General features: G+C 39.5%; 23 protein-coding genes and 1 tRNA gene. 13 read left to right on the top strand and 11 right to left on the bottom strand.

Annotated features, from left to right (window positions below):
* The first annotated feature begins 15 nt into the window (after positions 1 to 15).
* The 3 genes from P3L56_RS11005 (at position 16) to P3L56_RS10995 (ending at position 3,347) form a co-directional block, all read left to right on the top strand.
* Entirely contained in the window at positions 16 to 1,317 is a 1,302-nt protein-coding gene (locus P3L56_RS11005) for a D-amino acid dehydrogenase (protein ID WP_048607295.1), read from the top strand.
* Positions 1,318 to 1,385: 68 nt separating this feature from the next.
* Entirely contained in the window at positions 1,386 to 2,465 is a 1,080-nt protein-coding gene (gene alr, locus P3L56_RS11000; RefSeq protein WP_042843617.1) for an alanine racemase, read from the top strand.
* Between the two features lie 129 nt (positions 2,466 to 2,594).
* Positions 2,595 to 3,347, top strand: coding sequence for a MipA/OmpV family protein (locus P3L56_RS10995; protein WP_129465961.1), 753 nt, complete (start codon positions 2,595 to 2,597; stop codon positions 3,345 to 3,347).
* A gap of 84 nt (positions 3,348 to 3,431) precedes the next feature.
* On the opposite strand, the gene P3L56_RS10990 is transcribed toward P3L56_RS10995, so the two are convergent.
* Complete coding sequence (locus P3L56_RS10990; RefSeq protein WP_042843620.1) at positions 3,432 to 4,313, bottom strand: D-hexose-6-phosphate mutarotase; 882 nt, start codon at positions 4,311 to 4,313, stop codon at positions 3,432 to 3,434.
* A 341-nt stretch (positions 4,314 to 4,654) separates the two neighbouring features.
* Positions 4,655 to 5,650, bottom strand: coding sequence for a glyceraldehyde-3-phosphate dehydrogenase (gene gapA, locus P3L56_RS10985; RefSeq protein ID WP_004911198.1), 996 nt, complete (start codon positions 5,648 to 5,650; stop codon positions 4,655 to 4,657).
* A gap of 355 nt (positions 5,651 to 6,005) precedes the next feature.
* Here gapA and msrB point away from each other — a divergent pair, with 355 nt between their 5' ends.
* Together msrB and P3L56_RS10975 are read left to right on the top strand one after the other, a co-directional pair.
* Positions 6,006 to 6,419, top strand: coding sequence for a peptide-methionine (R)-S-oxide reductase MsrB (gene msrB / locus P3L56_RS10980; protein ID WP_042843621.1), 414 nt, complete (start codon positions 6,006 to 6,008; stop codon positions 6,417 to 6,419).
* Positions 6,420 to 6,532: 113 nt separating this feature from the next.
* Positions 6,533 to 6,838 carry a YeaC family protein gene (locus P3L56_RS10975; RefSeq protein WP_042843623.1) on the top strand — a complete coding sequence of 102 codons (306 nt, stop codon included), beginning with the start codon at positions 6,533 to 6,535 and terminating at the stop codon, positions 6,836 to 6,838.
* Positions 6,839 to 6,969: 131 nt separating this feature from the next.
* Here the strand turns inward: P3L56_RS10975 and pncA are convergent, their stop codons facing one another.
* The 3 genes from pncA to sppA form a co-directional block, all read right to left on the bottom strand.
* Complete coding sequence (gene pncA / locus P3L56_RS10970) at positions 6,970 to 7,596, bottom strand: bifunctional nicotinamidase/pyrazinamidase (protein ID WP_042843624.1); 627 nt, start codon at positions 7,594 to 7,596, stop codon at positions 6,970 to 6,972.
* A gap of 14 nt (positions 7,597 to 7,610) precedes the next feature.
* The gene (gene ansA, locus P3L56_RS10965) at positions 7,611 to 8,630 is read right to left on the bottom strand and encodes an asparaginase (protein ID WP_042843625.1); all 1,020 of its coding nucleotides are present in this window, start codon (positions 8,628 to 8,630) and stop codon (positions 7,611 to 7,613) included.
* 170 nt (positions 8,631 to 8,800) lie between these two features.
* Positions 8,801 to 10,657, bottom strand: a complete 1,857-nt coding sequence (sppA, locus tag P3L56_RS10960) for a signal peptide peptidase SppA (RefSeq protein WP_042843626.1) — start codon at positions 10,655 to 10,657, stop codon at positions 8,801 to 8,803.
* Positions 10,658 to 11,117: 460 nt separating this feature from the next.
* On the opposite strand from sppA, the gene P3L56_RS10955 reads away from it, so the two are divergent.
* The 3 genes from P3L56_RS10955 to P3L56_RS10945 are packed head-to-tail and all read left to right on the top strand — an operon-like array spanning position 11,118 to position 14,653.
* Positions 11,118 to 11,669 (top strand): NAD(P)H nitroreductase, encoded by a 552-nt coding sequence (locus P3L56_RS10955; RefSeq protein ID WP_042843627.1) that lies wholly within the window; start codon positions 11,118 to 11,120, stop codon positions 11,667 to 11,669.
* Positions 11,670 to 11,680: 11 nt separating this feature from the next.
* Positions 11,681 to 12,724 carry a selenide, water dikinase SelD gene (gene selD, locus P3L56_RS10950; protein ID WP_042843629.1) on the top strand — a complete coding sequence of 348 codons (1,044 nt, stop codon included), beginning with the start codon at positions 11,681 to 11,683 and terminating at the stop codon, positions 12,722 to 12,724.
* A gap of 3 nt (positions 12,725 to 12,727) precedes the next feature.
* Entirely contained in the window at positions 12,728 to 14,653 is a 1,926-nt protein-coding gene (locus tag P3L56_RS10945) for a DNA topoisomerase III (protein ID WP_042843630.1), read from the top strand.
* A gap of 59 nt (positions 14,654 to 14,712) precedes the next feature.
* Here the strand turns inward: P3L56_RS10945 and xthA are convergent, their stop codons facing one another.
* Positions 14,713 to 15,525, bottom strand: coding sequence for an exodeoxyribonuclease III (xthA, locus tag P3L56_RS10940; protein WP_042843631.1), 813 nt, complete (start codon positions 15,523 to 15,525; stop codon positions 14,713 to 14,715).
* Between the two features lie 546 nt (positions 15,526 to 16,071).
* Here xthA and P3L56_RS10935 point away from each other — a divergent pair.
* A complete protein-coding gene (locus P3L56_RS10935; RefSeq protein ID WP_042843632.1) occupies positions 16,072 to 16,947 on the top strand; it encodes a LysR family transcriptional regulator in 876 nt (291 codons plus the stop codon).
* Position 16,948: 1 nt separating this feature from the next.
* On the opposite strand, the gene P3L56_RS10930 is transcribed toward P3L56_RS10935, so the two are convergent.
* From P3L56_RS10930 to P3L56_RS10920, 3 genes are all read right to left on the bottom strand, one after another.
* A tRNA-Tyr gene (locus P3L56_RS10930) sits at positions 16,949 to 17,033 on the bottom strand.
* Positions 17,034 to 17,191: 158 nt separating this feature from the next.
* Entirely contained in the window at positions 17,192 to 18,040 is an 849-nt protein-coding gene (purU, locus tag P3L56_RS10925) for a formyltetrahydrofolate deformylase (RefSeq protein WP_042843633.1), read from the bottom strand.
* Between the two features lie 99 nt (positions 18,041 to 18,139).
* The gene (locus P3L56_RS10920; RefSeq protein ID WP_129465960.1) at positions 18,140 to 18,619 is read right to left on the bottom strand and encodes a YchJ family protein; all 480 of its coding nucleotides are present in this window, start codon (positions 18,617 to 18,619) and stop codon (positions 18,140 to 18,142) included.
* 125 nt (positions 18,620 to 18,744) lie between these two features.
* Between P3L56_RS10920 and rssB the strand changes: the two genes are divergently transcribed.
* Together rssB and galU are read left to right on the top strand one after the other, a co-directional pair.
* Positions 18,745 to 19,746 (top strand): two-component system response regulator RssB, encoded by a 1,002-nt coding sequence (gene rssB / locus P3L56_RS10915; protein WP_042843635.1) that lies wholly within the window; start codon positions 18,745 to 18,747, stop codon positions 19,744 to 19,746.
* Positions 19,747 to 19,912: 166 nt separating this feature from the next.
* Positions 19,913 to 20,833 carry a UTP--glucose-1-phosphate uridylyltransferase GalU gene (gene galU, locus P3L56_RS10910; RefSeq protein WP_042843637.1) on the top strand — a complete coding sequence of 307 codons (921 nt, stop codon included), beginning with the start codon at positions 19,913 to 19,915 and terminating at the stop codon, positions 20,831 to 20,833.
* 427 nt (positions 20,834 to 21,260) lie between these two features.
* Here the strand turns inward: galU and hns are convergent, their stop codons facing one another.
* Positions 21,261 to 21,671, bottom strand: a complete 411-nt coding sequence (gene hns / locus P3L56_RS10905) for a histone-like nucleoid-structuring protein H-NS (RefSeq protein WP_042843638.1) — start codon at positions 21,669 to 21,671, stop codon at positions 21,261 to 21,263.
* Between the two features lie 530 nt (positions 21,672 to 22,201).
* Between hns and P3L56_RS10900 the strand changes: the two genes are divergently transcribed.
* On the top strand, positions 22,202 to 22,831 hold the full coding sequence (locus P3L56_RS10900) for a thymidine kinase (protein WP_048607277.1): 630 nt from the start codon (positions 22,202 to 22,204) through the stop codon (positions 22,829 to 22,831).
* A gap of 199 nt (positions 22,832 to 23,030) precedes the next feature.
* Here the strand turns inward: P3L56_RS10900 and adhE are convergent, their stop codons facing one another.
* The gene (gene adhE, locus P3L56_RS10895) at positions 23,031 to 25,721 is read right to left on the bottom strand and encodes a bifunctional acetaldehyde-CoA/alcohol dehydrogenase (RefSeq protein WP_042843639.1); all 2,691 of its coding nucleotides are present in this window, start codon (positions 25,719 to 25,721) and stop codon (positions 23,031 to 23,033) included.
* 465 nt (positions 25,722 to 26,186) lie between these two features.
* Between adhE and P3L56_RS10890 the strand changes: the two genes are divergently transcribed.
* A complete protein-coding gene (locus tag P3L56_RS10890) occupies positions 26,187 to 26,831 on the top strand; it encodes a YchE family NAAT transporter (protein ID WP_042843640.1) in 645 nt (214 codons plus the stop codon).
* The last annotated feature ends 77 nt before the right edge of the window (positions 26,832 to 26,908 follow it).

Raw genomic sequence — 26,908 nt, 5'->3', positions numbered from 1 at the left:
GCATCTGGGGTGCTTATGAAAGTTCTAGTGTTAGGGGCAGGAGTGATTGGTGTTACAACAGCATGGTATTTAGCTCAAGAAGGCCATGAAGTACTGGTTGTTGATAGGCAGCATGATGTAGCAGAAGAAACCAGCGCAGCTAATGCAGGGCAAATATCCCCTGGTTACGCAACGCCATGGGGGGCACCAGGCATACCACTAAAAGCAGTGAAGTGGATGTTTGAAAAACATGCTCCATTAGCTATTCGGCCTGATGGTACGTTATTTCAGTTGCGCTGGATGTGGCAGATGCTGAAAAACTGTGATATTCAACATTATGCGATGAATAAAAGTCGCATGGTAAGGATTGCGGAGTATAGCCGCGACTGTATTCGGCAACTTAGGGCTGATACGGGGATTGGCTATGAAGCCCGTCAAGGGGGCACATTACAGCTGTTCCGCACAGCTAAACAGTTTGATAATGCTGCTAATGATATTGCAGTGTTACAACAGGAAGGCGTGCCTTATGAGCTTTTAACATCCGACCAACTCATTAAAGCTGAACCTGCATTAGAATTTGTTAAACATAAGCTAACTGGTGGGTTGAGGTTGCCGAATGATGAAACCGGTGATTGCCAGCAATTTACTAAAAAACTCGCTAAAATGGCACAACTAGCTGGGGTTAAATTCCAATTTGGTCAACAGGTTGAACAAATTTTAACGGATGGTAAACGTATTAGTGGTATCCGTATTGATGGCCAAATCGTGCAAGCGGATCAGTATGTTGTTGCTATGGGGTCTTATTCAACATCAATACTACAGGGTCTTGTGCAAATTCCGGTTTATCCATTAAAAGGGTATTCATTAACAATGCCGATTATTGATGAGCAGCGTTCACCCGCTTCTACCATACTTGATGAAACTTATAAAATTGCTGTAACGCGTTTTGATGATCGCATTCGTGTCGGTGGAATGGCCGAAGTTGTCGGTTTTAATCTTGATGTCCTTAAAAAACGCTGCGAAACCTTAAAAATGGTGGTACAAGATTTATATCAAGGTGGTGGTGATATCGAAAAGGCTCAGTTTTGGACTGGGCTTCGGCCTATGACGCCAGATGGCACACCAATAGTCGGGCCAACGGCATACAATAATCTATATCTAAACACGGGGCATGGCACTTTAGGTTGGACAATGGCATGTGGTTCTGGAAAACTGCTGGCGGATTTAATTTCAGGTAACACGCCTGATATTGCTTCGGATGATTTGTCTGTATTTAGGTATCTTGATGGTTTTAATACCAAGCTTGTAAGCAGCGGTCATTTGACGCCAGTGCGTTAAATGGGAGTACATGAAGTTGCAATTACAGTCTATCGCTGATTAAAAAATAATGTATTTAAGGAATTAAGATGCCACGCCCAATTAGTGCGGTTATTCATCTACAAAATTTGCAACATAACTTATCTATAGTACGGCAGCACACAGAAAAGTGTAAAATTTGGTCAGTCATGAAGGCGGACGGTTATGGTCATGGTATAAAGCATATTTGGCCAGCATTAAAAGAAACCGATGGTTTTGCTGTGTTAGATCTTCATGAGGCAATTTTATTGCGTGATGAGGGGTGGAAAGGGCCAATTTTGTTATTAGAGGGCTTTTTTCAACCACAAGACTTACAGCTGATTGACCAATACAATTTGACGACCAGTGTCCATAGTGACTGGCAATTAGCGGCTATTGAAAATGCACAGTTTTCTGCGCCAATTTCAGTATATATCAAGTTGAATAGTGGTATGAACCGGCTAGGTTTTTCTCATACTGACTATGAAACTGTAGTCGAACGGTTAGCAGCTATCCCCCATGTAAAAAGCTTAACCTTAATGAGTCATTTCGCAAATTCAGATACAAAAACAGGTGTAACAGTACCTTTTCAACTTATTCAACAGTTTCAACATTTATCATTAGAAACCTGCATTGCTAACTCAGGGGCTGCATTATGGCACCAATATACGCAGTATGATTGGATCCGAACTGGTATTTTATTGTATGGCGCTTCACCTAGTGGCAAATCGGCAGATATTATAGGGTTAGGCCTGAAAGCTGCGATGAGTTTACAATCAGAAGTGATTGCAATCCATGAAATTGAAGCCGGGCAGTCGATTGGTTATGGAAGTAGGTTTACCTCGACTAAACCAATGCGTATTGCAACCGTTGCATGTGGTTATGCCGATGGCTATCCCCGCCATGCGCCTAATGGAACGCCAGTATGGTGCCAAGGAATGCGTTGTGCACTGCTTGGGGCTGTTTCTATGGACATGCTAACAATTGACGTGAGTGATTGCCGCAATTTGCAATTAGGGGATAAGGTTGAACTGTGGGGGCAAAATTTACCTGTTGATGACGTTGCCCATGCAGCGGGGACTATTGGGTATGAATTACTGTGTGCATTAGCAAAAAGAGTTCCTGTATCTTACCAAAACAGCGTAGAATGAATGTTAACCAATTTTGCTGTTTAATTCACATATTTAGCTTTAAATGTGATTTAGGTTATGAGTATTGGGAATAATTTCGGATTGATATAATATATCAGTGATCCATTTCTCATTTTTTTAGGTTTTTATATGTCTAAAACGATTAAGTTAACCACACTTGCAGTTGCATTGAGTGTGTTATCAAGTACTGCACTTGCCGGTACATGGTCAGTAGGTGCTTCAGTATTGGCGCAATCGACACCTTATAAAGGGATTAAATCCCGTGATTATCTAACTCCAGTTCCTATCGTGAATTATGATAGTGAAAATTTTTACTTTCATACATTAGCTGCAGGTTACTATTTGTGGAATGATCAGCAAGACCAATTATCATTGGATGCATATTATTACCCACAATTTTTCAAGCCTAAAGAAAATGATAACGATGCCATGCGTGAGCTAAACCGCCGTCGTGATACTGTCATGGCGGGTTTAACCTATCGACATAAAGCGGATTGGGGGACATTAAGGTTTAATGGCTCCGGTGATATCTTAGGGATCAGTAATGGCTTACGCGCTGAAGCAGCTTATTTATATGGCTTTGAAGGTGACAAATGGTCTCTGACTCCAGGTGTAGGTATTAAGTGGGATAGTAAAAATCAAACACGTTATGAGTATGGGGTTTCTTCCAAAGAGTCTCGTAATAGTGGGCTAAAACGTTATAAACCAAGTGACAGCTGGTCACCGTACTTAGAGTTGTCAGGTAATTACCGTTTTGATGAAAATTGGACGGCTTTCGCTATGGGACGTGTAGACTTCATGTCGAGTGAAGTTAAAGACAGCCCAATGGTAAATAAAGATGTTTCTGCGATCTTATGGACAGGGGTAACTTATACTTTCTAATTTTACCTTATAAGATTGCTATGAATAAAAAATACCCTCTGAAATGTAATTTCTATCAGGGGGTATTTTTTTGAAATTAGATTATTAATCTTGTGGTTTATTCTCACGAGTAATCATCACAAGGGATAAACGGGCAGGGTGTTGTGCATCACTTTTCATTGGCACATTGATACAGGCAGTTTCAACGCATACCATTTGTTTATACCCATTATTTGGCATGTCTTGCATGCTACATGATAATTCAGCCCAAGGATTCCAGCAGACAACATCACTGTTATGATAATGGTGAATCTCAATAGTACGAGCCCAGCCGTCATCACGTAATAAACTGTACTCTTCGGGTTCAGAGTAAATGCGGTCAATATGCTTATTGAATTTAAGCGCTTCATTTTCATATACTTCTTTATCCGCGACTTTATCAAAATAGTGACCACCTAACCCATAGACGGTAGCCTTTTGAATATCGCTAATATTGAAGTAGGTGTGAAGTGCCGCTGTAGTTTCGAAGTCCCCATAACTTTCTAATTCGAGCTCACAGGTTTCACCAAGCTTCATTCTCAGGATTAAGGTAAATTCATGAGGCCATAATTTACGGGTATAATCGGTATCTGTGAGTGTAAAGGTTAAAATTACACCATCTTCATGTTCATTATGTGCGGTGAACTGCCAAGGTAAGAGACGAGCAAAGCCGTGGCTAGGTGGGGAAACCGGACCAAACCATGGCCAACAAATGGGGATACCACCACGGATCGCGACACCTTCTTTGAAGGCACTTTCGGAACTTAACCAAAGGCATGGTTTTTGCCCAGCAGGTTGCCAATCAATGAGCTGAGCACCTTGTAAACTGACAGCGCCACAAACTTTAGGATGTGAAACGACAATTAGGGGGAGATCGCCAAGTTGGCGTTGTGTGATATAAGCAGACAGCTGCTTAATAACAGGTAGAGCAAAAATTTTGTCGTGCATGGTATTAGACCTGTGTTAGTGGAACAGAGTTAATACTCGCCATACTTCAAACTGCGGTATTGTTGACTACACTCATTCACATCTAGTCATAAACGTGTGTATGCGCTTAGCGACTTATTTGTTGTTTTGCTGCAATTTAGATTATTTAGAGTATCTATTCGCATACTTCAAGCGTAGTGAATAACATTCATTTTAAAACAAGTCATATTGATAGCGTATCGAATAATGGTATTAACGATAAGCGAAGAAGGCAAAATTATGAAGCGTTAATTTTATATTCAATACAGATACAAAAGAGCCGCCATATTGGCGGCTCAATCAGACTTGTTGCTTAACAGTGCTTATTTAGAGATATGAGCAATTAAGTCTAATACTTTGTTAGAGTAACCAGTTTCGTTGTCATACCAAGAAACTAACTTAACAAAGTTATCATTCAGAGCGATACCTGCTTTAGCATCGAATACTGAAGTCAGTTTTTCACCGTTGAAGTCAGTTGATACAACATCGTCTTCTGTATAACCCAGAACGCCTTTTAACTCACCTGCTGCTGCTTCTTTGATAGCATCACAGATTTGAGTATAAGTTGCTGGTTTTTCTAAGCGTACAGTTAAATCAACAACAGATACGTTAGGAGTAGGGACACGGAAAGACATACCAGTCAGTTTGCCATTCAGTTCAGGGATAACTTTACCTACTGCTTTAGCAGCACCAGTTGAAGATGGGATGATGTTTTGAGCAGCACCACGACCACCACGCCAGTCTTTATGTGAAGGGCCATCAACGGTTTTTTGAGTTGCAGTTGTTGCGTGAACAGTTGTCATTAGACCTTCAACGATACCAAATTTATCGTTGATAACTTTAGCCAGTGGAGCCAAGCAGTTAGTTGTACAAGAAGCGTTAGAAACGATTTCTTGACCTGCGTATGCTTTGTGGTTAACGCCCATAACAAACATTGGGGTGTCATCTTTAGAAGGACCAGTTAGAACAACTTTTTTAGCGCCTGCTTGGATGTGTTTACGCGCTGTTTCGTCAGTCAGGAAGATACCTGTTGCTTCAGCGACTACATCAACACCGACTTCGTTCCATTTCAGATTTGCAGGATCTTTTTCTGCAGTCACACGGATTTTTTTGCCGTTTACAACTAGGTGACCATCTTTAACTTCAACAGTACCGTTGAAACGACCATGAGTTGAGTCGTATTTCAGCATGTAAGCCATGTATTCTGCATCAAGCAAGTCGTTGATAGCAACGATTTCAATGTCAGAACGCTCTTGTGCAGCACGGAAAACGATACGGCCAATACGACCAAAACCATTAATACCTACTTTGATAGTCATAGTATTTCCACCAGCTATTTATTCGTGAATTAAGTTGTAGTTAAAGTTACCAAAACCTTGCCAGCCGTCAAGCGGAATCGTGTCAATTATTGAAAAAAATCAATTCTGATACCACTAACTGCTTATTTGTCAGCCACTTTAGTGACAAATACAGCCGCACGTATTATCGGGATTGTGCAGCATAATGAAACCATCTATCAGTGATATATGTGATAGGGTTCACAAATCAAAACGGAAAGTAAGATGCTTCTTAGTTTAGAATAGTTTTACAGAAAATGTTGTTAATTTTTTGTTGATTGAAATTGATGTATGATAGTAATTAAACTCTCTATTTATTTAAATACATGGGTAAATTATGTCAAGTAAAGAAAGACAAGGCATTGATATTTCAGAGCTAAATGAAATGCAGCGTTATGTCACGCAACAGGCGGGTACCGAGCCCCCATTTAGTGGGCAATTATTGCATAACCGTAAAGATGGTGTGTATGAATGTCTGTGCTGTGGTTCACCTTTATTTATGTCTGAGACTAAATTTGACGCGGGCTGCGGGTGGCCAAGTTTCTACCAACCCATCAATGATGACGCCATTAAATACATTGAGGATTTTTCTCACGGGATGCACCGTATTGAGGTACGTTGTCAGAACTGTAATGCGCATTTGGGGCATGTATTTCCTGATGGTCCAGAGCCGACGGGCCAACGCTATTGTATTAATTCAGCATCATTAAGCTTTTTGGATGATGAGGGAGGCGAAAAGGTACGTGGTTAGTGAGCTGAAGCAAGCTGAAGTTGAAAAAATACCATAGCAATAACGATTCAGCTATATGGGCAAAAATAATAATAACCAAATACGAATACATTATCTTTTTAAGGAGCATTACGGTGAGTGTTGAAGTAAACCCAGAACAACTTGAGCAACTACTAGCGGCGATGACCCCAGAGATTTATGAGCGTCTAGTGACAGCGGTTGAGTTAGGTAAATGGCCTGATGGCGTTGCATTGACTCGCGAGCAAAAAGAGCACAGTTTGCAAATGGTATTGTTGTGGCAATCACGGAACAACCATAACCCAGAGCATATGACTGTTGGGACTGATGGTGAAATTACGATGAAAAGCAAACAAGAACTGAAAGCCTTATTCCAAGGTGAAATGTTAGCAACATTGAAGCCACAAAATAATGATGAATAGGGTAGGTAAGAATTAGTCATCGAAAGAATAATAAAAATACCATTGCGCGAGTGACAGGGTCACAACAAGTTTTCTCAGCATTATCATTGTGATAAGTATTTGAGAAAACTTGTATATACACAAATATTGTCTTAATTTAGGTCGGCAAGGGTGATTAACTTCGCACCTTCCTTTTCCATACTTTGCAGTGCTTTTAAGCTATCATCAGCAGCTAAATTAACGCCTCGGCACCCATCGGTGAGGACATCAACCGTATAGCCTAATTTTAATGCATCTAATACTGTGAACTTCACACAATAGTCAGTGGCAATCCCCATGACTATTAGATGGGAAATATTCTGAGCCTGTAGCCACCCATGTAACTGGGTTTGGCTGACTCTATCGTTATCAAAAAAAGCACTGTAACTATCGACTTGCGGGTTTTCACCTTTGGTAAACACCTGTTCAATGGCTTGCTGGTTCAATCGTGGGTGAAAATTAGCGCCAAGCTCACCTTGCACACAATGTACTGGCCACCAAACTTGGTCAAGGCCATTGAGTTTGCCTATCTCACCGACTTTTGTTCCTGAATTAACAGCAAAGCTCAAGTGTGTGGCGGGGTGCCAATCTTGGCTGGCAATAATGGTGATGCGTTGTTGTGTACAGTGTGCAATGGCTTTATTAGCGACCTCAATGACATGTTCGCTTTCATTAACGGCTAATGCCCCGCCAGTACAAAAATCATTTTGTAAATCGACTAACAATAAAGCTGTTTTCATTGTGCCCCCAGTATTTAGTCATCAGCGTAACTCAGTTCACCGCGTAAGTTATTTTGCATTAATTCACGAATTAATGCAGGTGTGTAATTTTGGCTGAGTAAGTAATGCAATTTACTTAATGCTGCCTCAAATGTCATATCATAACCACTGATTACCCCGGCGTCTGCTAGTGCGTGACCTGTCGCATACCCTTCCATATTGACTCGGCCAGAAATACATTGTGTCAGGTTGACCACAATAATCCCTCTATTAGTTGCTTCGCGTAGTATTCGCAAGAGCTCGGGCTGTTGAGGGGCATTACCCACGCCATAAGAACGTAAAATAAGTGCTTTGACGGGTTGTTGAAGAATATTACGCACAATCTCAATGGATAAGCCAGGATAGAGAGTAACAACACCAATAGGTTGAGGGGTAATCCGGTGAGCTTTAAATTCGCCTATGCCAATGGGAGCTGGACATGTATTAAATGAGCGAATATTTATCCCTGCCTCCATTAAAGGGGAACAGTTTGGGGAACTAAAGGCATCAAAACCATCCGCATGTGCTTTGACGGTACGGTTACCACGATACAACTTATTATTAAAAAATAACCCAACTTCATTTATTGGATAATTTGCGGCGAGATATAGGGCGTTTAGTAAGTTAGTTTGCCCATCTGAACGCAGTGCCTCTAAGGGTATTTGTGACCCTGTCACTATCACCGGTTTTTTCAAGTTTTCAAACATAAATGATAATGCAGAAGCCGTAAATGCCATGGTATCCGTACCATGCAAAATCACAAAGCCATCATATAGGGGGTAATTCTCGGAAATATCATCGGCGATAAGTTGCCAGTCCTCTGGTGTAATATCCGAGGAGTCTATCAGAGGTTGATGTTCGCGAATGGTAAATTCAGGCATCTCAAGGCGGTGAAACTCGGGCATTTGTGCCAATTGCGCTTGTAGGTGACCAGAAACAGGAATATAGCCTTGTGGCGAATGGCGCATGCCAATGGTTCCACCTGTGTAGACGACATAAATTGATTTTTTTTGCATCTTATTACCTAAATTATCACTGCGCAGTGAAGAAAAATGATTATTAGGATTTTGACGTATTTATTGGTGTATTACTATCGTTAAGTTGCTAATTGCTAGGTTTAAATTAGGTAGTTAACTAGATTGTGAGATAAATCCCCTTCAAACAAGTTGAAGGGGAAAAGGGGCGATTAGTTGATTTCAGCACAGTTAAGGCAAAATGCATAGCGATTTTGCGGGTCATTCATTTTTAGGAAAAATTGTGCTTGCTGGCGAATATCCGTAGCGACTGCGGGAGGTAGGAATACTTGTAGTACATCCGGCATTGCGGCTTGAACATTGGTGGTTAATTCAAGTAGCAGTTGATCCATAAAAGTCAGCTCAGGTTTCATCCAATCTAGCTTAACATCAGTGAGTTTAGCTAGTTCTGCGGCTTTATCAACGGCATTATCAAAATCACCGAGTTGGTCAACTAGGCCATTTTTGAGCGCATCCTGACCTATCCATACACGGCCTTGAGCAATCTTGTCTATTTCAGCAGGGGTTTTGTGACGTGATTTAGCGACCAAACCGATAAATGTATCATAACCATTTTCAATAGTAATTTGCATCATATCGGCAAATTGTGGGCTAATCCCTTTGGTTAGTGAAATATCTGCAAGGGGAGATGTGGATACCCCATCGGTATAGACGCCAATAGAATCTAATGATTTTTCAAACGTATTGATAACACCGAAAATACCAATTGAACCCGTTAAAGTACTAGGGCTCGCAATAATATAATCAGCAGGCGTCGATACCCAATAGCCCCCAGATGCGGCCATGCCCCCCATTGAGACTACAACAGGTTTCCCTGCCGCATGAGCAGAAGCGAGTTCGCTACGGATCAGGTCAGATGCACTAACACTACCACCAGGACTATTAACGCGTAATACAATGGCTTTAATATTATCATCTAGACGAGCATCACGAATTTGAGCTGCAATGGTGTCTCCACCTGCAATACCCGCAGTTTGAGGGCCGTCCATAATCGCACCTTGAACAACGATTACAGCAATATTCCCCCCTTGGCTTGCAGTTGTATCGGCTATTTTCGCTGAGTAATCGTAAATACTGATATTATTAAACTGCTTATCTTCTTTATTCCAACCGAAATGCTTAGAGAGCAAATCTTCAACTTGTTCATTTGTATATAGTTTATCCACTAACCGTTGTTTTAACGCATACTGAGCGTTATCGCCCTTAACAGCACGTAATTGCGATAATATCGCATCTGCACCCGGGAAAATTTGAGCACTGGTCATTTTGCGATTTGTGGCAAGTTCAGATAAATAGTTGTTCCATAAGGCATCTAACCACTGTTGATTGGCTAAGCGTGCCTCTGGTGACATATCGTCACGCATGAGTGGCTCAACAGCAGATTTGTAAGTCCCCACACGGAATATATGACTACTAACCTTAAGCCTTTCTAACAGCGACTTATAGTACATGCTGTTAGTCGCAAAGCCATAAAGCCCTACAGTGCCTTGTGGTGTTAAATAAATATCATCAGCAAAACTTGCGAGATAGTATTGTGACTGGTTATAACTGTTACCAACAGCATAGACAGATTTCCCAGCAGCTTTGAATTCGTTAATGGCTTTACCGATGTAAGCCAAAGAAGGCTGGTCAGCCCCCGTTAAGTTATCTAAACGTAATACCATCCCTGTAATGCGGTCATCGCTAGCTGCGGTACGAATGGTATCGACAATATCAAACAAGGAGTTTTCTTGCATACGGCTATTTGAGGTGCCTAATAACTCACGACTCATACGGCCGAATGGATCAGGAGCGGAGACTTGGTCAACAATCACACCCTGTAAATCGACATACAATGCCCCGAAATAGTTTTTCTCGGGTTGAGAATCTGATTGATAAAGGGCAATTGAGCCAATCACAACAAAAAACAACACTAGGAAAATAGCATTGAAAACAAATTCTCGGATAAAATTTAACGCTCGCCAGCTAATTTTAAAAATGGTAGCGATGATGTCCCATAATTGACGCATTTTCTCTCCTATCCTGCCTATTTTGCTCTCCAAGGTGACATTAATTCACTGACTGCCAGTTTGGAGGACAAACTATTTGGATACTATTAAAAATTGTATTTAGTATAAATAAGGTGTAAGCCCTTTGTTAGATGAACGAAAAGCTATGGCCTTAAAGCCAATCCGCAACCCGATCATCATTTCTCACTTTCAGTCGGTTAGTATTAATCAATACAATTACTTGGCACTGAAAGCGGTTTTTATGCATAACAAAATTGTGTTACACAAGGTACAATATCTCAATTATATTTTTCACCAGTGACAAATGATACAATTCAATGAATTTATAACGTAATTTACTCAATAATTAATGGTTATATAGTGTAGGCGATTTTCTCTTAGGCTTAAACTAAATATAGTATTGGTATAATTATCTAATTGAATGATTATCATATCAGTTTACTCTTAATCGGAGACAACCATGGATGCTTTAACCCTTTTGTTGAACCGCCGTTCAGCTTCTAGACTCAAAACGCCAGCCCCACAAGGTGAACAGCTTGATAATATACTTGCAGCAGGGATGAGAGCACCTGATCACGGTGCATTGAAACCATGGCATTTTGTGATCATGAAAGATGATGGCATTAAACGCTTCAGTGAACTGCTTGAGAAAGCGGCAATTGAAGGGCAGTTAGGCGAGGATGTTGAAGAAAAAGCTCGCAATGCACCTTTTAGAGCGCCATTAATTATTACTGTGATTGCAAAGCTAAAACAACATCCTAAAATTCCTGAGTGGGAACAATTGGTTGCAGCAAGTTGCACAGTACAAGCTATGCAAATGGCTGCAGTTGCACAGGGTTTTGGTGGAATTTGGCGTTCTGGTTCATGGACTGAAGATGCGGTCGTTCGTGCAGGTTTAGGTTGTGGCGAAAACGACCGAATTGTTGGTTTTCTTTATTTGGGGACACCTGAACTTAAAGCACCTGCAAAAGTACAAGCCCCTGATATGACAGGATTTGTAACTTATTTTTAAAGAGAACAATAATGACTGAGAAAATTAGACTAACACAATATAGCCATGGTGCAGGTTGCGGCTGCAAAATCGCACCAAAGGTTTTAGAACAAATTTTACATACAGAACAAGCTAAATTTCACGACCCCCATTTGTTAGTTGGTAATGAAACTAAAGATGACGCTGCTGTTTATGATTTAGGCAATGGCATTGGCATCATTAGTACCACTGACTTTTTTATGCCAATTGTTGATTCCCCGTTTGAATTTGGCCGTATTGCGGCGACTAATGCGATAAGTGATATTTTCGCTATGGGTGGTAAACCGATTATGGCGATTGCAATCTTAGGTTGGCCAATCGCTAAATTACCACCGGAAGTTGCACGTGAAGTTATCGAGGGGGGACGTGCCGCTTGTGCGGATGCTGGGATATCCCTGGCTGGAGGGCATTCAATTGATGCACCTGAACCTATCTTTGGTCTCGCAGTTACTGGCGTCGTTAATACTGAGTACGTGAAGAAAAATAGCGCAGCAATAGCAGGCTGTGAGCTATTTTTAACGAAACCTTTGGGGATTGGCGTATTAACTACTGCGGAGAAAAAAGGGGTTCTTGCTGAGGAGCACCAACATTTGGCAGCTGAAACTATGTGCCAGATGAATAAATTGGGTGCTGAGATTGCTCCTCTTGATGGAGTAACCGCGATGACTGATGTGACGGGTTTTGGCTTGTTGGGGCATTTAAGTGAAATCTGTGAAGGTTCTGGTGTCCGCGCTGAGATTGCTTTTAGCAAAGTACCTAAATTAACGGATGTTGAGAAATATATCGAGGCAGGTTGTGTTCCTGGTGGGACATCACGGAATTTTGATAGTTATGGGCATCTTATTGGCCCAATGAGTGATATGCAACGTAACTTACTGTGTGATCCTCAAACATCTGGCGGTTTACTTATTGCCGTCAAACCTTCAGAAGTCTCTAAAATTAAAGAGATTGCACAGCAACAAGGTGTTTTGTTACAGTCTATCGGGAAATTATTACCCCATCAGGACAATGTTCCTTTAGTTGAAGTGATAGATTAATTCATGCGTTTGTTTATTGCGGAAAAACCGAGCCTTGCAAGGGCTATTGCTGATGTACTGCCGAAACCACATAAGCGTGGTGATGGTTTTATTCAATGTGGTGATGGTCAAACTGTTACTTGGTGCATAGGGCACCTTTTGGAGCAGGCAGAACCCGATGCCTATGAACCTAGGTATGCGCGTTGGAATTTGCAAGATTTGCCGATTATCCCCGATAAGTGGCAATTAAAGCCGCGCTCCGCGGTAACCAAACAATTAAAAACGATTGAAGCACTGCTTAAACAAGCAACTGTCGTTGTCCATGCAGGAGACCCCGATAGAGAAGGACAGTTGCTGGTTGATGAGGTACTCGACTTTTTAAAGCTTGATTCAGAAAAACGCAAAAGCGTAAAACGTTGCTTGATTAATGACCTTAATCCACAGGCTGTTGAGCGGGCCATTGACCGCTTAAGAGAAAATCGTGAGTTTATCCCTCTGTGTGTGTCAGCATTGGCACGAGCACGAGCTGATTGGCTCTACGGCATCAATATGACTCGAGCGTATACCTTATTGGGGCAACGGGGGGGCTATCAAGGTGTTCTCTCTGTTGGTCGGGTGCAAACACCAGTTTTAGGGCTGGTGGTCAGGCGCGATGAAGAAATAGAAAACTTTGTTCCGAAAGACTACTTTGAAGTTAAAGCACACATTGTGACTCCGCAAGATGAGCGTTTTGTTGCTGTATGGCAACCTAGTGAGTCGTGTGTCGATTTTCAGGATGAAGAAGGGCGCTTATTTCATCGGCCTTTAGCGGAGCATGTCGTTTCGCGTATTGAAGGTAAGCCGGCGATAGTCACGCAGTACCAAGATAAACGTGAAACTGAGATTGCTCCTTTACCTTTCTCTTTGTCAGCTCTGCAAATTGAAGCAGCCAAAAAATATGCACTCAGTGCACAGGAAGTCTTGGATATTTGCCAACGTTTATATGAAACGCATAAATTAATTACCTACCCGCGTTCAGATAGTCGTTATCTACCTGATGAACATTTCGCTGGTCGCCATAGTGTATTAAATGCAATAGCAGTGCATCAGCCGTTACTCACTGAATTTGAACTCCCAGAGTTAGATAAAAAAAACCGTTGTTGGGATGATAAAAAAGTCGATGCTCACCATGCGATTATTCCTACAGCAAAAGCCACTGCGGTAAAACTTACAGAGAATGAAAGTAATATTTATCAACTGATTGCGCGGCAGTATATTATTCAATTTATGGCTGATGCGGTTTATCGTAAATGTACAATTGATTTAGAAATTGAAAAGGGTAAGTTTATCGCTAAAGCGCGTTTTTTAGCTGAAGCAGGCTGGCGAGTTGTCTTAGGAAATAAAGAGCGGGACGCTGAAAATGATGGTATGCCTTTACCCATCGTGAGTAAAAATGACGAACTTCTGTGTGAAAAAGGGGAGGTTGTCGAAAGGCAAACACAACCACCAAGGCCTTTTACTGATGCTACTTTATTGTCTGCTATGACAGGAATTGCTCGTTTTGTACAAGATAAAGCATTAAAAAAAGTATTGCGAGAAACTGATGGCCTTGGTACTGAAGCGACGCGTGCTGGAATTATTGACCTATTATTTAAACGGCAATTTTTATATAAAAAAGGGCGTTATATTCATTCATCGCCTGCTGGGAGAGCATTAATTCATGTGTTGCCAGATATGGCGACTTTACCGGATATGACCGCACATTGGGAGTCTGTTCTGACTCAAATCAGTGAAAAACAATCACGTTATGATGATTTCATGCAGCCACTAAGCCAAACGCTGGTGCAATTAATTCATCATGCTCGCCAATTTACGAATTTGCGTACATTTAGAGAGTTACCTCCACCGCCTTCAAAAAGCGGGAAGAAAGCAACGAAAACAAGCAAGAAAACTAAAAAGAAAGTCGAGTAACTAATACAGTAAAAGGTGCTATATAGCACCTTTTACTTGCCGTGTACGGTGTTAAAGAATTATTTGGTTAAGTTAAACTCAGACCATACAGGGGCGTGATCTGACGGTTTTTCCATTCCACGAATGTCATAATCAATCCCTGTTGCAATACAACGCTCAGCTAACTTGTTAGAGGCGAGTAATAAGTCTATCCGCAAGCCACGGTTATCATCGAAACCTTTTGAGCGGTAATCAAACCAGGAGTAGCAGTCATTGACATCCGGGTTCTTCGCGCGGTATGTATCGACTAACCCCCAGCCCAGTAGGTTATCTAGCCATTCACGTTCTTCTGGTAAAAATGAACACTTACCTGTTTTTAACCAGCGCTTGCGATTAACATCTCCAATACCAATATCTAAATCGGTTGGACTGATGTTCATATCCCCCATAATTAATAATTGGGAGTCAGCTGTTTGTGTCGACGTTACATAGTGCTGTAAGTCTTGATAGAATTTTTCTTTGGCTGGGAATTTCGTTGGGTGGTCACGGCTCTCCCCTTGAGGGAAATAACCGTTAATTACCGTTAATGGCCCTCGCTCTGTGTGAATATCAGCCATAATAATACGGCGTTGGGCATCTTCATCATCAGTTGGAAAACCTTTTCGTACATCGATAGGTTCATTTTTAGTGAGTAGCGCAACACCGTAATGTGCTTTTTGACCGTGATAAAAAACATGATAGCCCAGTTGGCTCACTTCCTCATAAGGGAACATATCATCATGGACCTTGGTTTCTTGTAAACCAATGACTTCTGGTTGATGTTTTTCTATAATAGCGGCAAGTTGGTGAGGGCGAGCTCGCAGGCCATTAATGTTGAATGATATGAATTTCATGGTTTTTTTATCACCTATGCTTTAATGATTATTGCCTCAGATTCTAACAGATGATGACCACACTGTATAACCCTACATAGCGTACTTTAATTCAAAAATAAATTATGTAGACTACTGTAATAATAGCAGTAGGTAATACATTTGACTGATACTGTATATTATATAAATTAATATCAACAATTTTAATTATCTATTATTGTTAATTGGGTGAATTATGACTAATTTATTTTTTATTGAAAATTAAGGTATGTTAAATAATATCTTAATTAAGTATATTTAATTTCATTTAAAGTCAGTTGGTTATTTGTATTTTAATGTGATTTAATAGTCTAGCCATAAAAAATAATTAAGCTAAACAGTATAATATATTGCTTTGCTATGTTGGAAATTATAAAAATACCTTTATGAAATATTGTTACTCATTCAATAAAAAAATTAAGATTGTCTTTTTATTTGGTGAGTTGAATTATGGGCTAATCAACATTTTTTGACTTATATAATTACTCTTGTTGATTAACATTTTAATAATAGAATGGGGTCATAGATATGTTCTTTTCAAGAAAATTAGAGGCGTTTATGGCGGTTGTGGAAAATGGCTCGTTAAGCAAGGCTGCTAGGGTGATGAACCGTACGACACCTCCCATAGCGAAGTCAATCAAGGATTTCGAAACCAGTTTAGGTAAACGGCTTTTTAAGAGAGAAAAATTTGGAATGACATTAACTAAGGATGGCCAGGAACTTTATAATGATCTTAGGGATCTTTATTTACAGGAGAAAGAAATTACTAAAAAACATTTTTCAGGCTACATTGTTAATGAGGCTAATATTTATTATGACTGGGGAAAAGAAGGGCACTTAATCAATTTATATCAAGCAGCTCACCTCAATAATGTACAAGTTAATATATTGAGGTTTAATTATGATGAAGTGGATGAGATTGTTGATTATGATGGTAATACACTTATTCTTAGTTCTGAGGAAGTTGTTAGTGAGCGTTTCTCATTACAAAAAAAAATAGAGAACTCACCATTGGGTATATATTGTCGTAAAGAACTATATGAAAAATACCATTATAACCTTATTGAGCTATTACAAAAAAACACTTGGTTATGTGATCCTGCATTTTATAAAAGTTCGCTAATGAGTGGGTTATTAAAAAAAATTGAGACCACCGATAACAAGATTAGCGTAAGACAAATGGACAATATCGGTTGTTGTCAAAGTTTTATTCAAGATGGTGACTTTATTGGCATTACTGACCATTATCCTGAAGAAGAGTTAATTGATAAGTCATTGATATACGTATCAATAAATAATTTTCTAGGGCAAAGTGAATGTTATGTCTATAAGTCAAAATCACATTCTAGTGTGTTAAATCGCTTTATGGGCGTTGTTGATAAACTGGGAGGTGAGTATAACTGAATGGTGGTGGGAGAAGGATTCGAACCTTCGAAGTCTGTGACGGCAGATTTACAGTCTGCTCCCTTTGGCCGCTTGGGTATCCCACCTAATTTTGTATTGCTGTAATCGTTCACAGCGGGCGGCATCATATCAAATGACGCGCCGCTGTAAAGCATTAATTTACAATAAAATACTCGTTTGCTGTTTTTTTGTTCTTAACGCTTGTAATATCAACAATTTATTGTTGTTTAAGCCAGTTTTTGACTTATAAAATAATCGTTCGGTTACCATATACAAATACACGCTGAGCTAATACCCAATATAATGCATGGCTAAGTACATTTTTTTCAACATCTCGGCCAGCACGCATCATGTCATCAGCAGTGAATGTATGGTCTATATTAATCACGTTTTGTGTAATGATTGGTCCCTCATCAAGGTTATCATTTACAAAATGCGCTGTTGCCCCAATAATTTTTACCCCGCGCTCATAGGCTTGGTGGTAAGGTCTAGCACCAATAAACGCAGGTAAGAATGAGTGGTGAATATTGATAATTTGGTTTGGATAATGCTGAACAAATTCTGGTGTTAAAACACGCATATATTTGGCCAGAACCACATAATCAGGCTGATACTGGTCAATTTGAGCTGTCATTTTTTCATCATGTTGTTCACGGGTTAAACCTTCGTGACTAATATGGTGGAATGGAATGCCAAATTGCTCGACCAAGTTCTTCAAGGTGTCATGGTTACCTATAACAGCGGCAATCTCAACATCTAAGCCATCATAAGCACTCTTCATGAGTAAATCACCAAGGCAATGAGCTTCTTTGGTGACCATGATAACAATGCGACGACGCCCAGCTGCGTTTAATTCGCGTTTAGAACCCACAGGCAATGCATCGTCAAGGTCTGCTAATAGAGTTTCATCGTTAAAAATCCCTTCCAGTTCGGTCCTCATAAAGAAACGGCCTGTGCGGTGATCGACAAACTCATTATTCTGTACAATGTTGAGCTGGTGTTTATAGCAAATATTGGTGATTTTCGCGATAAGTCCTTTCGCGTCAGGGCAAATTGTCCTGAGAATTTTCTTTTGTACATTTTTGTGTTGCATGAAACTGTCTAATCCTTAACTAGCAAAGCTTATATAATAAAGCTAATGACAAACTGAGTGTTAAATTTGCGTTGATACAAGTAAATAAACGAGCGATAGCTAACTTGGATTACAGCACTTTTTATATTTTTTGCTAGAACCACAAGGGCATAAGTCATTACGACCCACTTTTGGTGTTATGCCATCTATATAATACCAACGCGAATTTATCCGAATAAAACGGGAACGTTCATGAATAAGTTGTTTATGATCAGCTTTTTCATCAATAAAGCAAGCCGAAAATTCGACATAGCCTTCATCAGGATTTTTAGCATAAGAAGAACTAATAACACAAAGTCCTAGCCATTGTGTCTGTATAAAACTATTGATTAGCTCTTCACGATATTCCTCGGCATGGCAATCGGGGTGCCATGTCTCAATAAGGTAATCAACATTGTGATGTACATAGGCGCTGTAACGTGAGCGCATGAGTTGCTCAGGTGTCTGAGGAATTGACAAGCCTCGCAAAAAAGGTGAGCAACAATGTTCAAATTGTGCTTCATTACCGCAGCAACATCTATCTTTTGCTTGTGATGGCATAACACTCTCGATAAAAATAAGTATAAGATTGAAAAATCACTATACTTAAATTGTGGGTGAAAAATAATTTTATAGTATGAATAATAGTATTGTTAATTAAACCAGGTCATTGCAGTAGGTATCTTATGAAAAATAGAAAAATACTGATAGTAGAAGACGAAATCACCTTCTGTACAATCTTAAAAAACTACCTTGAGACATTAGGGATAGAGATCTATACCGCAAAAAATGGTCAATTAGCAATAGAAATGATCACAATAAGCCATATAGAACCTGATATCATTCTTTGTGATTTAAATATGCCAGTTATGGATGGTGAAGCATTTATGCGGGAGTTAGTTGCTAGAAATATTAACATTCCGGTGATAGTCATTACAGCAACCACTGATTTTACGCAATTAGACAGAATGTTCCGTTTAGGGGCGACAGATGCGTTATTAAAACCGATAAAAAATTTAGATGAAGTTAAAGTTACCATCCTTTCAGCGTTGTATCCTGAGCAAGACGACTTATCCGAACAAATCGGCGATAATATTTCTGCATTGATGGAAAACAATCCGCAAGACATGCTTACCGTCTTGAAGCAATTGCAGCCGCCAGTACACCAAATAATTAATGGTTATAGAATTAATTATCGCCAACTTAATGAAGCTAATCGGTTTGGTCTGTTGTTAGACTTAGCCGCTATTTCAGATAGCCAAATTGGTTTTTACTGTATAGATACGGAGCGGTCCCATCAAGAAGGCGTCATGGCTGCTTTTTTAATCCGGGTTGTATTTAATGATTTATTGAAAAGCGCCGTTAGCTATCCAGATAAAAAACTACCAAATATTGATAGGATTATTAATCAGATAAATCATTTATTGGAAGATTCCGGTTTTAATGGGCAATTTCCTTTACTGTTGGGGTATTTTAACACGCAAAATAATTCGATCATTATGGCTAGTGCTGGGTTAGAAGCCGATATAACGACAGAAAACTCTCATTTTAAATTGGCAAGAAACCTGCCACTTGGGACACTCAAGTTTTATCAATCGAATCATTTGGAGATAAAAGGGGCTGTCTGGCAGTGTTTAATACGCAATAATAGCCAAAAAATAAAACTAATGTTTAATCCTGAAAATTAATTTACTCTTAAAAAGTGTTGATAACGCGTTTTAAATAGCCGCATTCGGACTCGTCACTATTTATTTGGGATAATTTCCTGATATACTTCCGCGCACTTGAAATGCATCGCTAACATATTTGAACTATGGGGCTAAGATGCGTAGATATTATCTGGAGTTATGACAAATGACACAACGCAAGGTGCGTAAAGCTGTAATACCTGTTGCGGGCTTAGGGACGCGGATGCTACCGGCAACAAAAGCTATTCCAAAAGAGATGCTACCGATTGTTGATAAGCCGCTCATTCAATATGTAGTCAATGAGTGTATTGCTGCTGGGATCAATGAGATAGTTTTGGTTACCCATTCATCAAAAAACTCAATTGAGAACCACTTTGATACTAGCTTCGAGTTAGAGGCCATATTGGAAGCGCGTGTTAAGCGCCAGTTATTGGATGAGGTGCAATCTATTTGCCCAAGTCATGTTACTATCATGCAAACACGTCAAGGGATTGCGAAAGGGTTAGGGCATGCTATTTTATGTGCAAAACCATTAGTGGGTGAAGAGCCATTTGCTGTCATTTTACCTGATGTGATTTTAGACCGTTATAGCACGGATTTAACAAAATTTAATCTACGTGAAATGCTAGAACAGTACGAATCTACGGGGGCGAGCCAAATTCTGGTTGAACCTGTGCCCGAGCAAGAAGTTTCCAATTACGGTATTGTTGATTGTAATGGCGCAGTTCTGCAACCGGGGGACAGCAAAAAAATTATTCGCATGGTAGAAAAACCAAGTCGTGAAGAAGCCCCCTCCAATTTGTCTATTGTTGGTCGTTACGTTTTATCTGAAAAAATATGGGACGCATTAGCAAAAACAGTCCCAGGTGCTGGTGATGAAATACAGCTAACTGATGCAATCGCATTAATGATGGAAAATAATGAACCTGTAGAGGCTTACCACTTATGTGGTAAAAGTCATGACTGTGGAAATAAACTAGGTTACATGAAAGCATTTGTTGAATATGGAATGCAACATGACACTTTAGGAGATGACTTTACCCAGTGGTTGACAGAATTGTCGGCTTCATTGAACGCGCCGAAATAGAAAACTTATTTCAGTAAATTAATTCAAGGCTAACTAGACAAGTTAGCCTTTTTTATAGATAGAGATGAACTATTAACTATAAAGACTAAGTATTAAGGAGTAGAAGCGACTTTTCTACTCGTTGTTAATTTTACCTCCATGCAGTGTGATAAAAATAGCACTCAGTCACATTAAACAATTGCTTTTGAATTTAATAATGTCTAATTAAAATTACAAATCTTTACCTTGGCGTTTTTATTTAATTGTAAATATTTGATGATTAGTGCAATACCTATTAGAGGCTATAAATTAAGCAAGAATTGTAGGGGGAGGTAGTGGTTATAATGGTTAAGAGACTTTGTAGCTAGAGGCTAATATAAAATAATATATAAAGGCACAAACAAAAACACCCTTTTAAAAAGGGTGTTTGGAATAAAAGATTAGGCGATTAGATCAAGAAATCATCTAATGATTTGCCTTGTTCTTCAATGGCAACTTTGATTACAGCTGGAGTACGGCCTTGGCCTGTCCACGTTTTAGTTTCACCATTTTCATCAACATATTTATATTTAGCTGGACGAGCTGCACGTTTAGCACGAGTGCTTGTGCCTTTACCTGAATCCATTGTTTGCAGAAGGTCATTTAAATCTACGCCTTGCTCAAGAATCATTTCACGAACTTTTTCCAGTTTACGGTTACGTTCTTCTAATTCTGCACGAGCTTGGTTTTCTTCATCACGACGTTCTTCAACAACGACGGTTAATTTTTCCAGCATTTCTTCTAACGATTCTAAAGTTACTTCGCGAGCTTGAGCACGAAGAGTACGGATGTTATTTAACGCTTTTAATGATTCGCTCATTTTCCTGGTCTCAAATTATTTGTTGGCATGTGTACAGTAATAATAGAATGCTATTTTAAATTCTGCAATAGCTAAATTACTTCTCTAGTTTAAAAGTTATCTTTTACGAATGCAATTTTTTTACAAAAGAAAAATAAAACTTTCGTAGATATATATACCGCTATTATCAATAACTGAACTAATGAAAAAAATAGCAATAAGAAAAAAACTTTGTGATTTAATATTTCGCAGTGCTTGTCGAAAGTCGCATTCTACTTTTACTCAGAATGAATTGAAGGGGGATACTAACTTAAATTTTCTTTTTTTGATGATGAATTTTAGCTTAACATGCTTTAGCTGATACGGTTTATAGTTAATATCAAATTGGTTTTTATTGTATATAAGGTAAGCTTTATTAGCGATAAGAAGCAAAATAATTGTAAAAAGGGTTAAATTTTCAATAAGTAAAGTGAGATAGTGTCATTTTGTTAATCTAACGATATGTTTTATGGTAAAATTATTGCGTATATTAATTGTGAGGAAACAGCCAGATGGCTCAGCTTTATTTTTATTATTCAGCAATGAATGCAGGCAAATCAACGTCGTTATTGCAATCATCGTATAACTATAATGAAAGAGGGATGCGTACCGTTATTTTCACAGCAGAGATAGATAATCGCTTTGCTCAGGGGAAAGTATCCTCGCGTATTGGTTTATCTGCTGAAGCGTTGGTTTATTCAACAACGACGGATATGGCAGAGGTTATTAAGCGCGAAAATCAGTTACAGAAAGTGCATTGTGTCCTTATTGATGAATGTCAGTTTTTAACAAAAAAACAAGTTGAAGAATTATGTGACATCGTTGATAACGAGGATATCCCAGTTTTGTGCTATGGACTTCGCACTGATTTTGCTGGGCAACTATTTGCAGGCAGTCAATATTTACTCGCATGGGCAGATAAATTGGTTGAGCTAAAAACCGTATGCTACTGTGGGCGTAAGGCTAATAAGGTATTACGTATAGGAAGTGATGGTATTGCTGTATATGAGGGTGCTCAGGTCGATATAGGCGGTAATGAAAAGTATATATCTGTTTGTCGTAAACACTATTCAGAAGCAATAAAACAAGCGCAAATGATGAATGAAGGGATAATTCCTAAAAAACCAATTCATTTTAGGTAGTTTTATATAGTTACGTGTATGGAAATAAAATAATTATTATAATCTCGTTATGCGAGTAGAAGGTGATATAAAACTAGCTATTAGTAAAAATCATATATATCAACGTTAATATTTAGTACGCCGCAACTCATTTTAAGTTCTCAAAAAAGGCACTGTTTCTATAACAGTGCCTTTGCTAATTTAATAATCTATAAATAAATTATTTTTTAGTGGTTTTCTTTTCAGCTGTTTTTTTCTGAGGAACTTTCTTTTCTATATGTTCGGTAACAGGTGCTGTTGAATGCTCAACAAAATCACGACCATAATAGGAATCCAATAATAATTGTTTAATTTCAGAGATTAATGGATACCTTGGGTTAGCACCAGTACATTGGTCATCAAATGCATCTTCAGATAGTTTATCTACGCGAGCTAAGAAGTCTGCTTCAGGTACCCCTGTCTCACGAATAGATTTTGGAATGCCTAAATCTGCTTTTATTTCATCAAGCCATGCTAATAATTTTTCAATTTTAGCGCCTGTACGATCCCCTGAATCAGTTAAACCGAGATGATCAGCAATTTCAGCATACTGTCGACGTGCGTGAGGACGGTCATATTGGCTAAAGGCTGTTTGCTTAGTTGGATTGTCATTCGCATTGAAACGGATGACATTACAAATCAATAGGGCATTGGCGAGGCCATGTGGAATATGGAACTCTGAACCTAGTTTATGTGCCATTGAGTGACATACCCCTAAGAACGCATTCGCAAATGCAATACCTGCAAGGGTAGCCCCATTATGTACACGCTCCCTAGCGACAGGGTTTTTAGCACCTTCGTGATAGCTGGCAGGTAAATAATCTTTTAATAAACTTAATGCTTTAAGCGCTTGGCCATCGGTAAATTCGTTAGCTAGCACTGAAACATAAGCTTCTAATGCATGGGTCACTGCATCTAGACCGCCAAAGGCAGTTAAAGATTTAGGCATATTCATGACTAAGTTTGCATCAACGATAGCCATGTTCGGGGTGAGTGCGTAATCCGCTAATGGATATTTTTGACCTGTTTTATCATCAGTCACAACCGCAAACGGCGTAACTTCAGAGCCAGTACCCGAAGTAGTTGTAATCGCAACTAGTTTCGCTTTAACGCCCATTTTAGGGAAACGGTGAATACGTTTGCGAATATCCATAAAGCGTAGCGCGAGCTCTTCAAAGTGTGTTTCAGGATGTTCGTACATGACCCACATAATTTTCGCTGCATCCATCGGTGAACCACCACCTAATGCAATAATAACATCAGGGTTGAATGCTTGCATTTGGGCAGCGCCTTTACGTACAACTGTTAATGTTGGGTCTGCTTCAACTTCAAAGAATACGTCTGTTTCAATGTGGTGTTTTTTGAGTACATTGACTACTTCATCAACATAACCATTATTAAATAAATAACCATCAGTGACGATAAAGGCACGTTTCGCACCGTCAGTTGCAATCTCTTCAAGGGCGATAGGTAGGCAACCACGACGGAAGTAGATTGAATTTGGTAGTTTATGCCATAACATGTTTTCAGCTCTCTTCGCCACAGTTTTAGTGTTGATCAAGTGTTTTGGCCCGACGTTTTCGGAAATAGAGTTACCCCCCCAAGAGCCACAACCCAATGTGAGAGAAGGAGCTAGTTTGAAGTTGTATAAGTCACCAATACCACCTTGCGAGGCCGGCGTATTAATTAAAATACGTGCTGTTTTCATTTTTTGGCCGAAGTAGTTCACTCGTTCATGTTGATTGTCTTGGTCGGTGTATAAGCAAGAAGTATGGCCAATCCCTCCCATTTCGACTAATTGTTCAGCTTTGGAGACGGCATCTTCAAAGTTTTTACCACGATACATGGCTAAGAGCGGGGACAGTTTTTCATGGGCAAAGGGTTCTGAATCATCAATAACTTTAACTTCACCTATCAAGATTTTAGTCGTGATAGGGACAGTGATGCCCGCCATTTCGGCAATTTTAACAGCAGGTTGGCCCACAATGGCAGCATTTAAGTTACCATTTTTCAAAATGATTTCTTGAACCGCTTTAAGTTCTTTACCTTGCAGTAAATAGCCGCCATGGCTGGAAAAACGCTCACGAACTTGGTTGTAGATCTCATCCACAACAACAACGGATTGTTCTGAGGCGCAAATAACGCCGTTATCGAAGGTTTTTGACATGAGAATCGATGCAACAGCACGTTTGATATCTGCTGTTTCATCAATCACAACAGGGGTATTACCCGCGCCGACACCAATCGCTGGCTTACCAGAGCTATAGGCTGCTTTAACCATACCTGGTCCACCTGTCGCTAAAATCAGGTTAATATCAGCGTGGTGCATCAATGCATTGGATAATTCAACGGAAGGGGAATCAATCCAGCCAATAATATCTTTTGGTGCACCTGCAGCAATAGCGGCATTAAGTACTATTTCAGCTGCACGATTGGTTGCATTTTTCGCACGTGGATGTGGAGAGAAGATAATGGCATTACGTGTTTTTAGACTAATTAATGATTTAAAAATTGCAGTTGAGGTTGGGTTAGTGGTTGGCACAATGCCACAAATAATACCGATAGGCTCTGCAATCGTTATTGTCCCAAATGTTGGGTCTTCAGATAAAGTCCCACAGGTCTTTTCGTCTTTATAGGCATTATAGATATACTCAGAAGCAAAATGATTTTTTATCACTTTATCTTCAATAATACCCATTCCAGATTCTTCAACAGCGAGTTTTGCTAGGGGGATACGTGCATCAGCGGCAGCGAGAGCAGCAGCACGAAATATTTCGTCAACTTTTTCTTGTGAGAAAGTCGCGAATTCGCGTTGAGCTTTTTTGACACGAGCAACGAGTTCATTGAGTTCGGTAACGTTAGTTACAGACATATAGATTACTCCTGATAAATGTTAAACTTTTTAAGCCAATGAGCAATGTATCGACAAACTGGGCGAAAAAGACTGCCTAAAAGTGAAAGTATAGATAATTCTAATAATAACGCTGCTCATCATCGCCTATTGGCTTAAAAATCTTATTAATCCTGTCTATCAGTTAAGAATAGATTAACAAAATAGGAATTAAATAAAGTGATCTAAATCACGAAAATGCCAAGCTGACACCTTTCAGCAGGCTTATATTCATATACGTTATGTAAGTGTTATTGTTCTATGACTTAATTTAATATGACTAATACATCTGTGGGGAAAAATTCATTCATTACTCACTAAAATAACAAGGAAATTTAGTTTGTTATAGAAAAAATTATTTCGCGCAAGGAAATTGGCACCAGAGGTGATAAAATTAGAAAAGGTATCAATGCATCTCTTAAGAGAACTGTTTAAGGAAATGGCTGAGTGAGCATCGCATTACTCGATTTATCTGGTTACATTAAATTTTTTATTGGTCTTTTTGCACTTGTAAACCCAGTAGGCATTCTACCTGTGTTTATTAGTATGACTAACTATCAAAGTAATGCAGGGAGAAATAAAACTAATACTGTAGCGAATACTTCAGTCGCTATTATTTTATGTACTTCACTACTCATAGGTGACTCAATACTTCAGTTGTTTGGTATCTCCATCGATTCATTTCGCATCGCAGGGGGGATATTAATTGTGACAATCGCAATGTCGATGATTAGTGGAAAAATTGGTGAAGATAAACAGAATAAGCAAGAAAAAACAGAAACTGCAGTAAGAGATAGTATTGGTGTTGTCCCGTTAGCACTACCACTAATGGCCGGTCCGGGGGCAATTAGTTCTTGTATTGTATGGTCATCTCGTTGGCACGGTTGGCAAAACTTTTTGGGTTTAGCGCTGACCAGCATTCTCTTTGCATTTTGTTGTTGGTTGCTATTTCGTTCAGCATCTTTACTTGTTCGTTACCTTGGCCAAACTGGGATTAACGTTGTAACTCGTATTATGGGGCTGTTGCTTATGTCGTTAGGGATTGAGTTTATCGTGACAGGGGTTAAGGCGTTATTTCCTGGGTTGTTATAATTTTTATTCTTTTGCCTATCTAGCTATCTTTGTTGGTTGCAGTGGTTTGTTGCAGCCAACATTCTCTCGAATTGTAT

It is taken from the genome of Providencia sp. PROV024 (assembly GCF_032709665.1).
GTDB lineage: Bacteria > Pseudomonadota > Gammaproteobacteria > Enterobacterales > Enterobacteriaceae > Providencia > Providencia huashanensis.
Note: the sequence above shows the minus strand (reverse complement) of the source record. Positions and strands in the feature narration are given on the sequence as shown.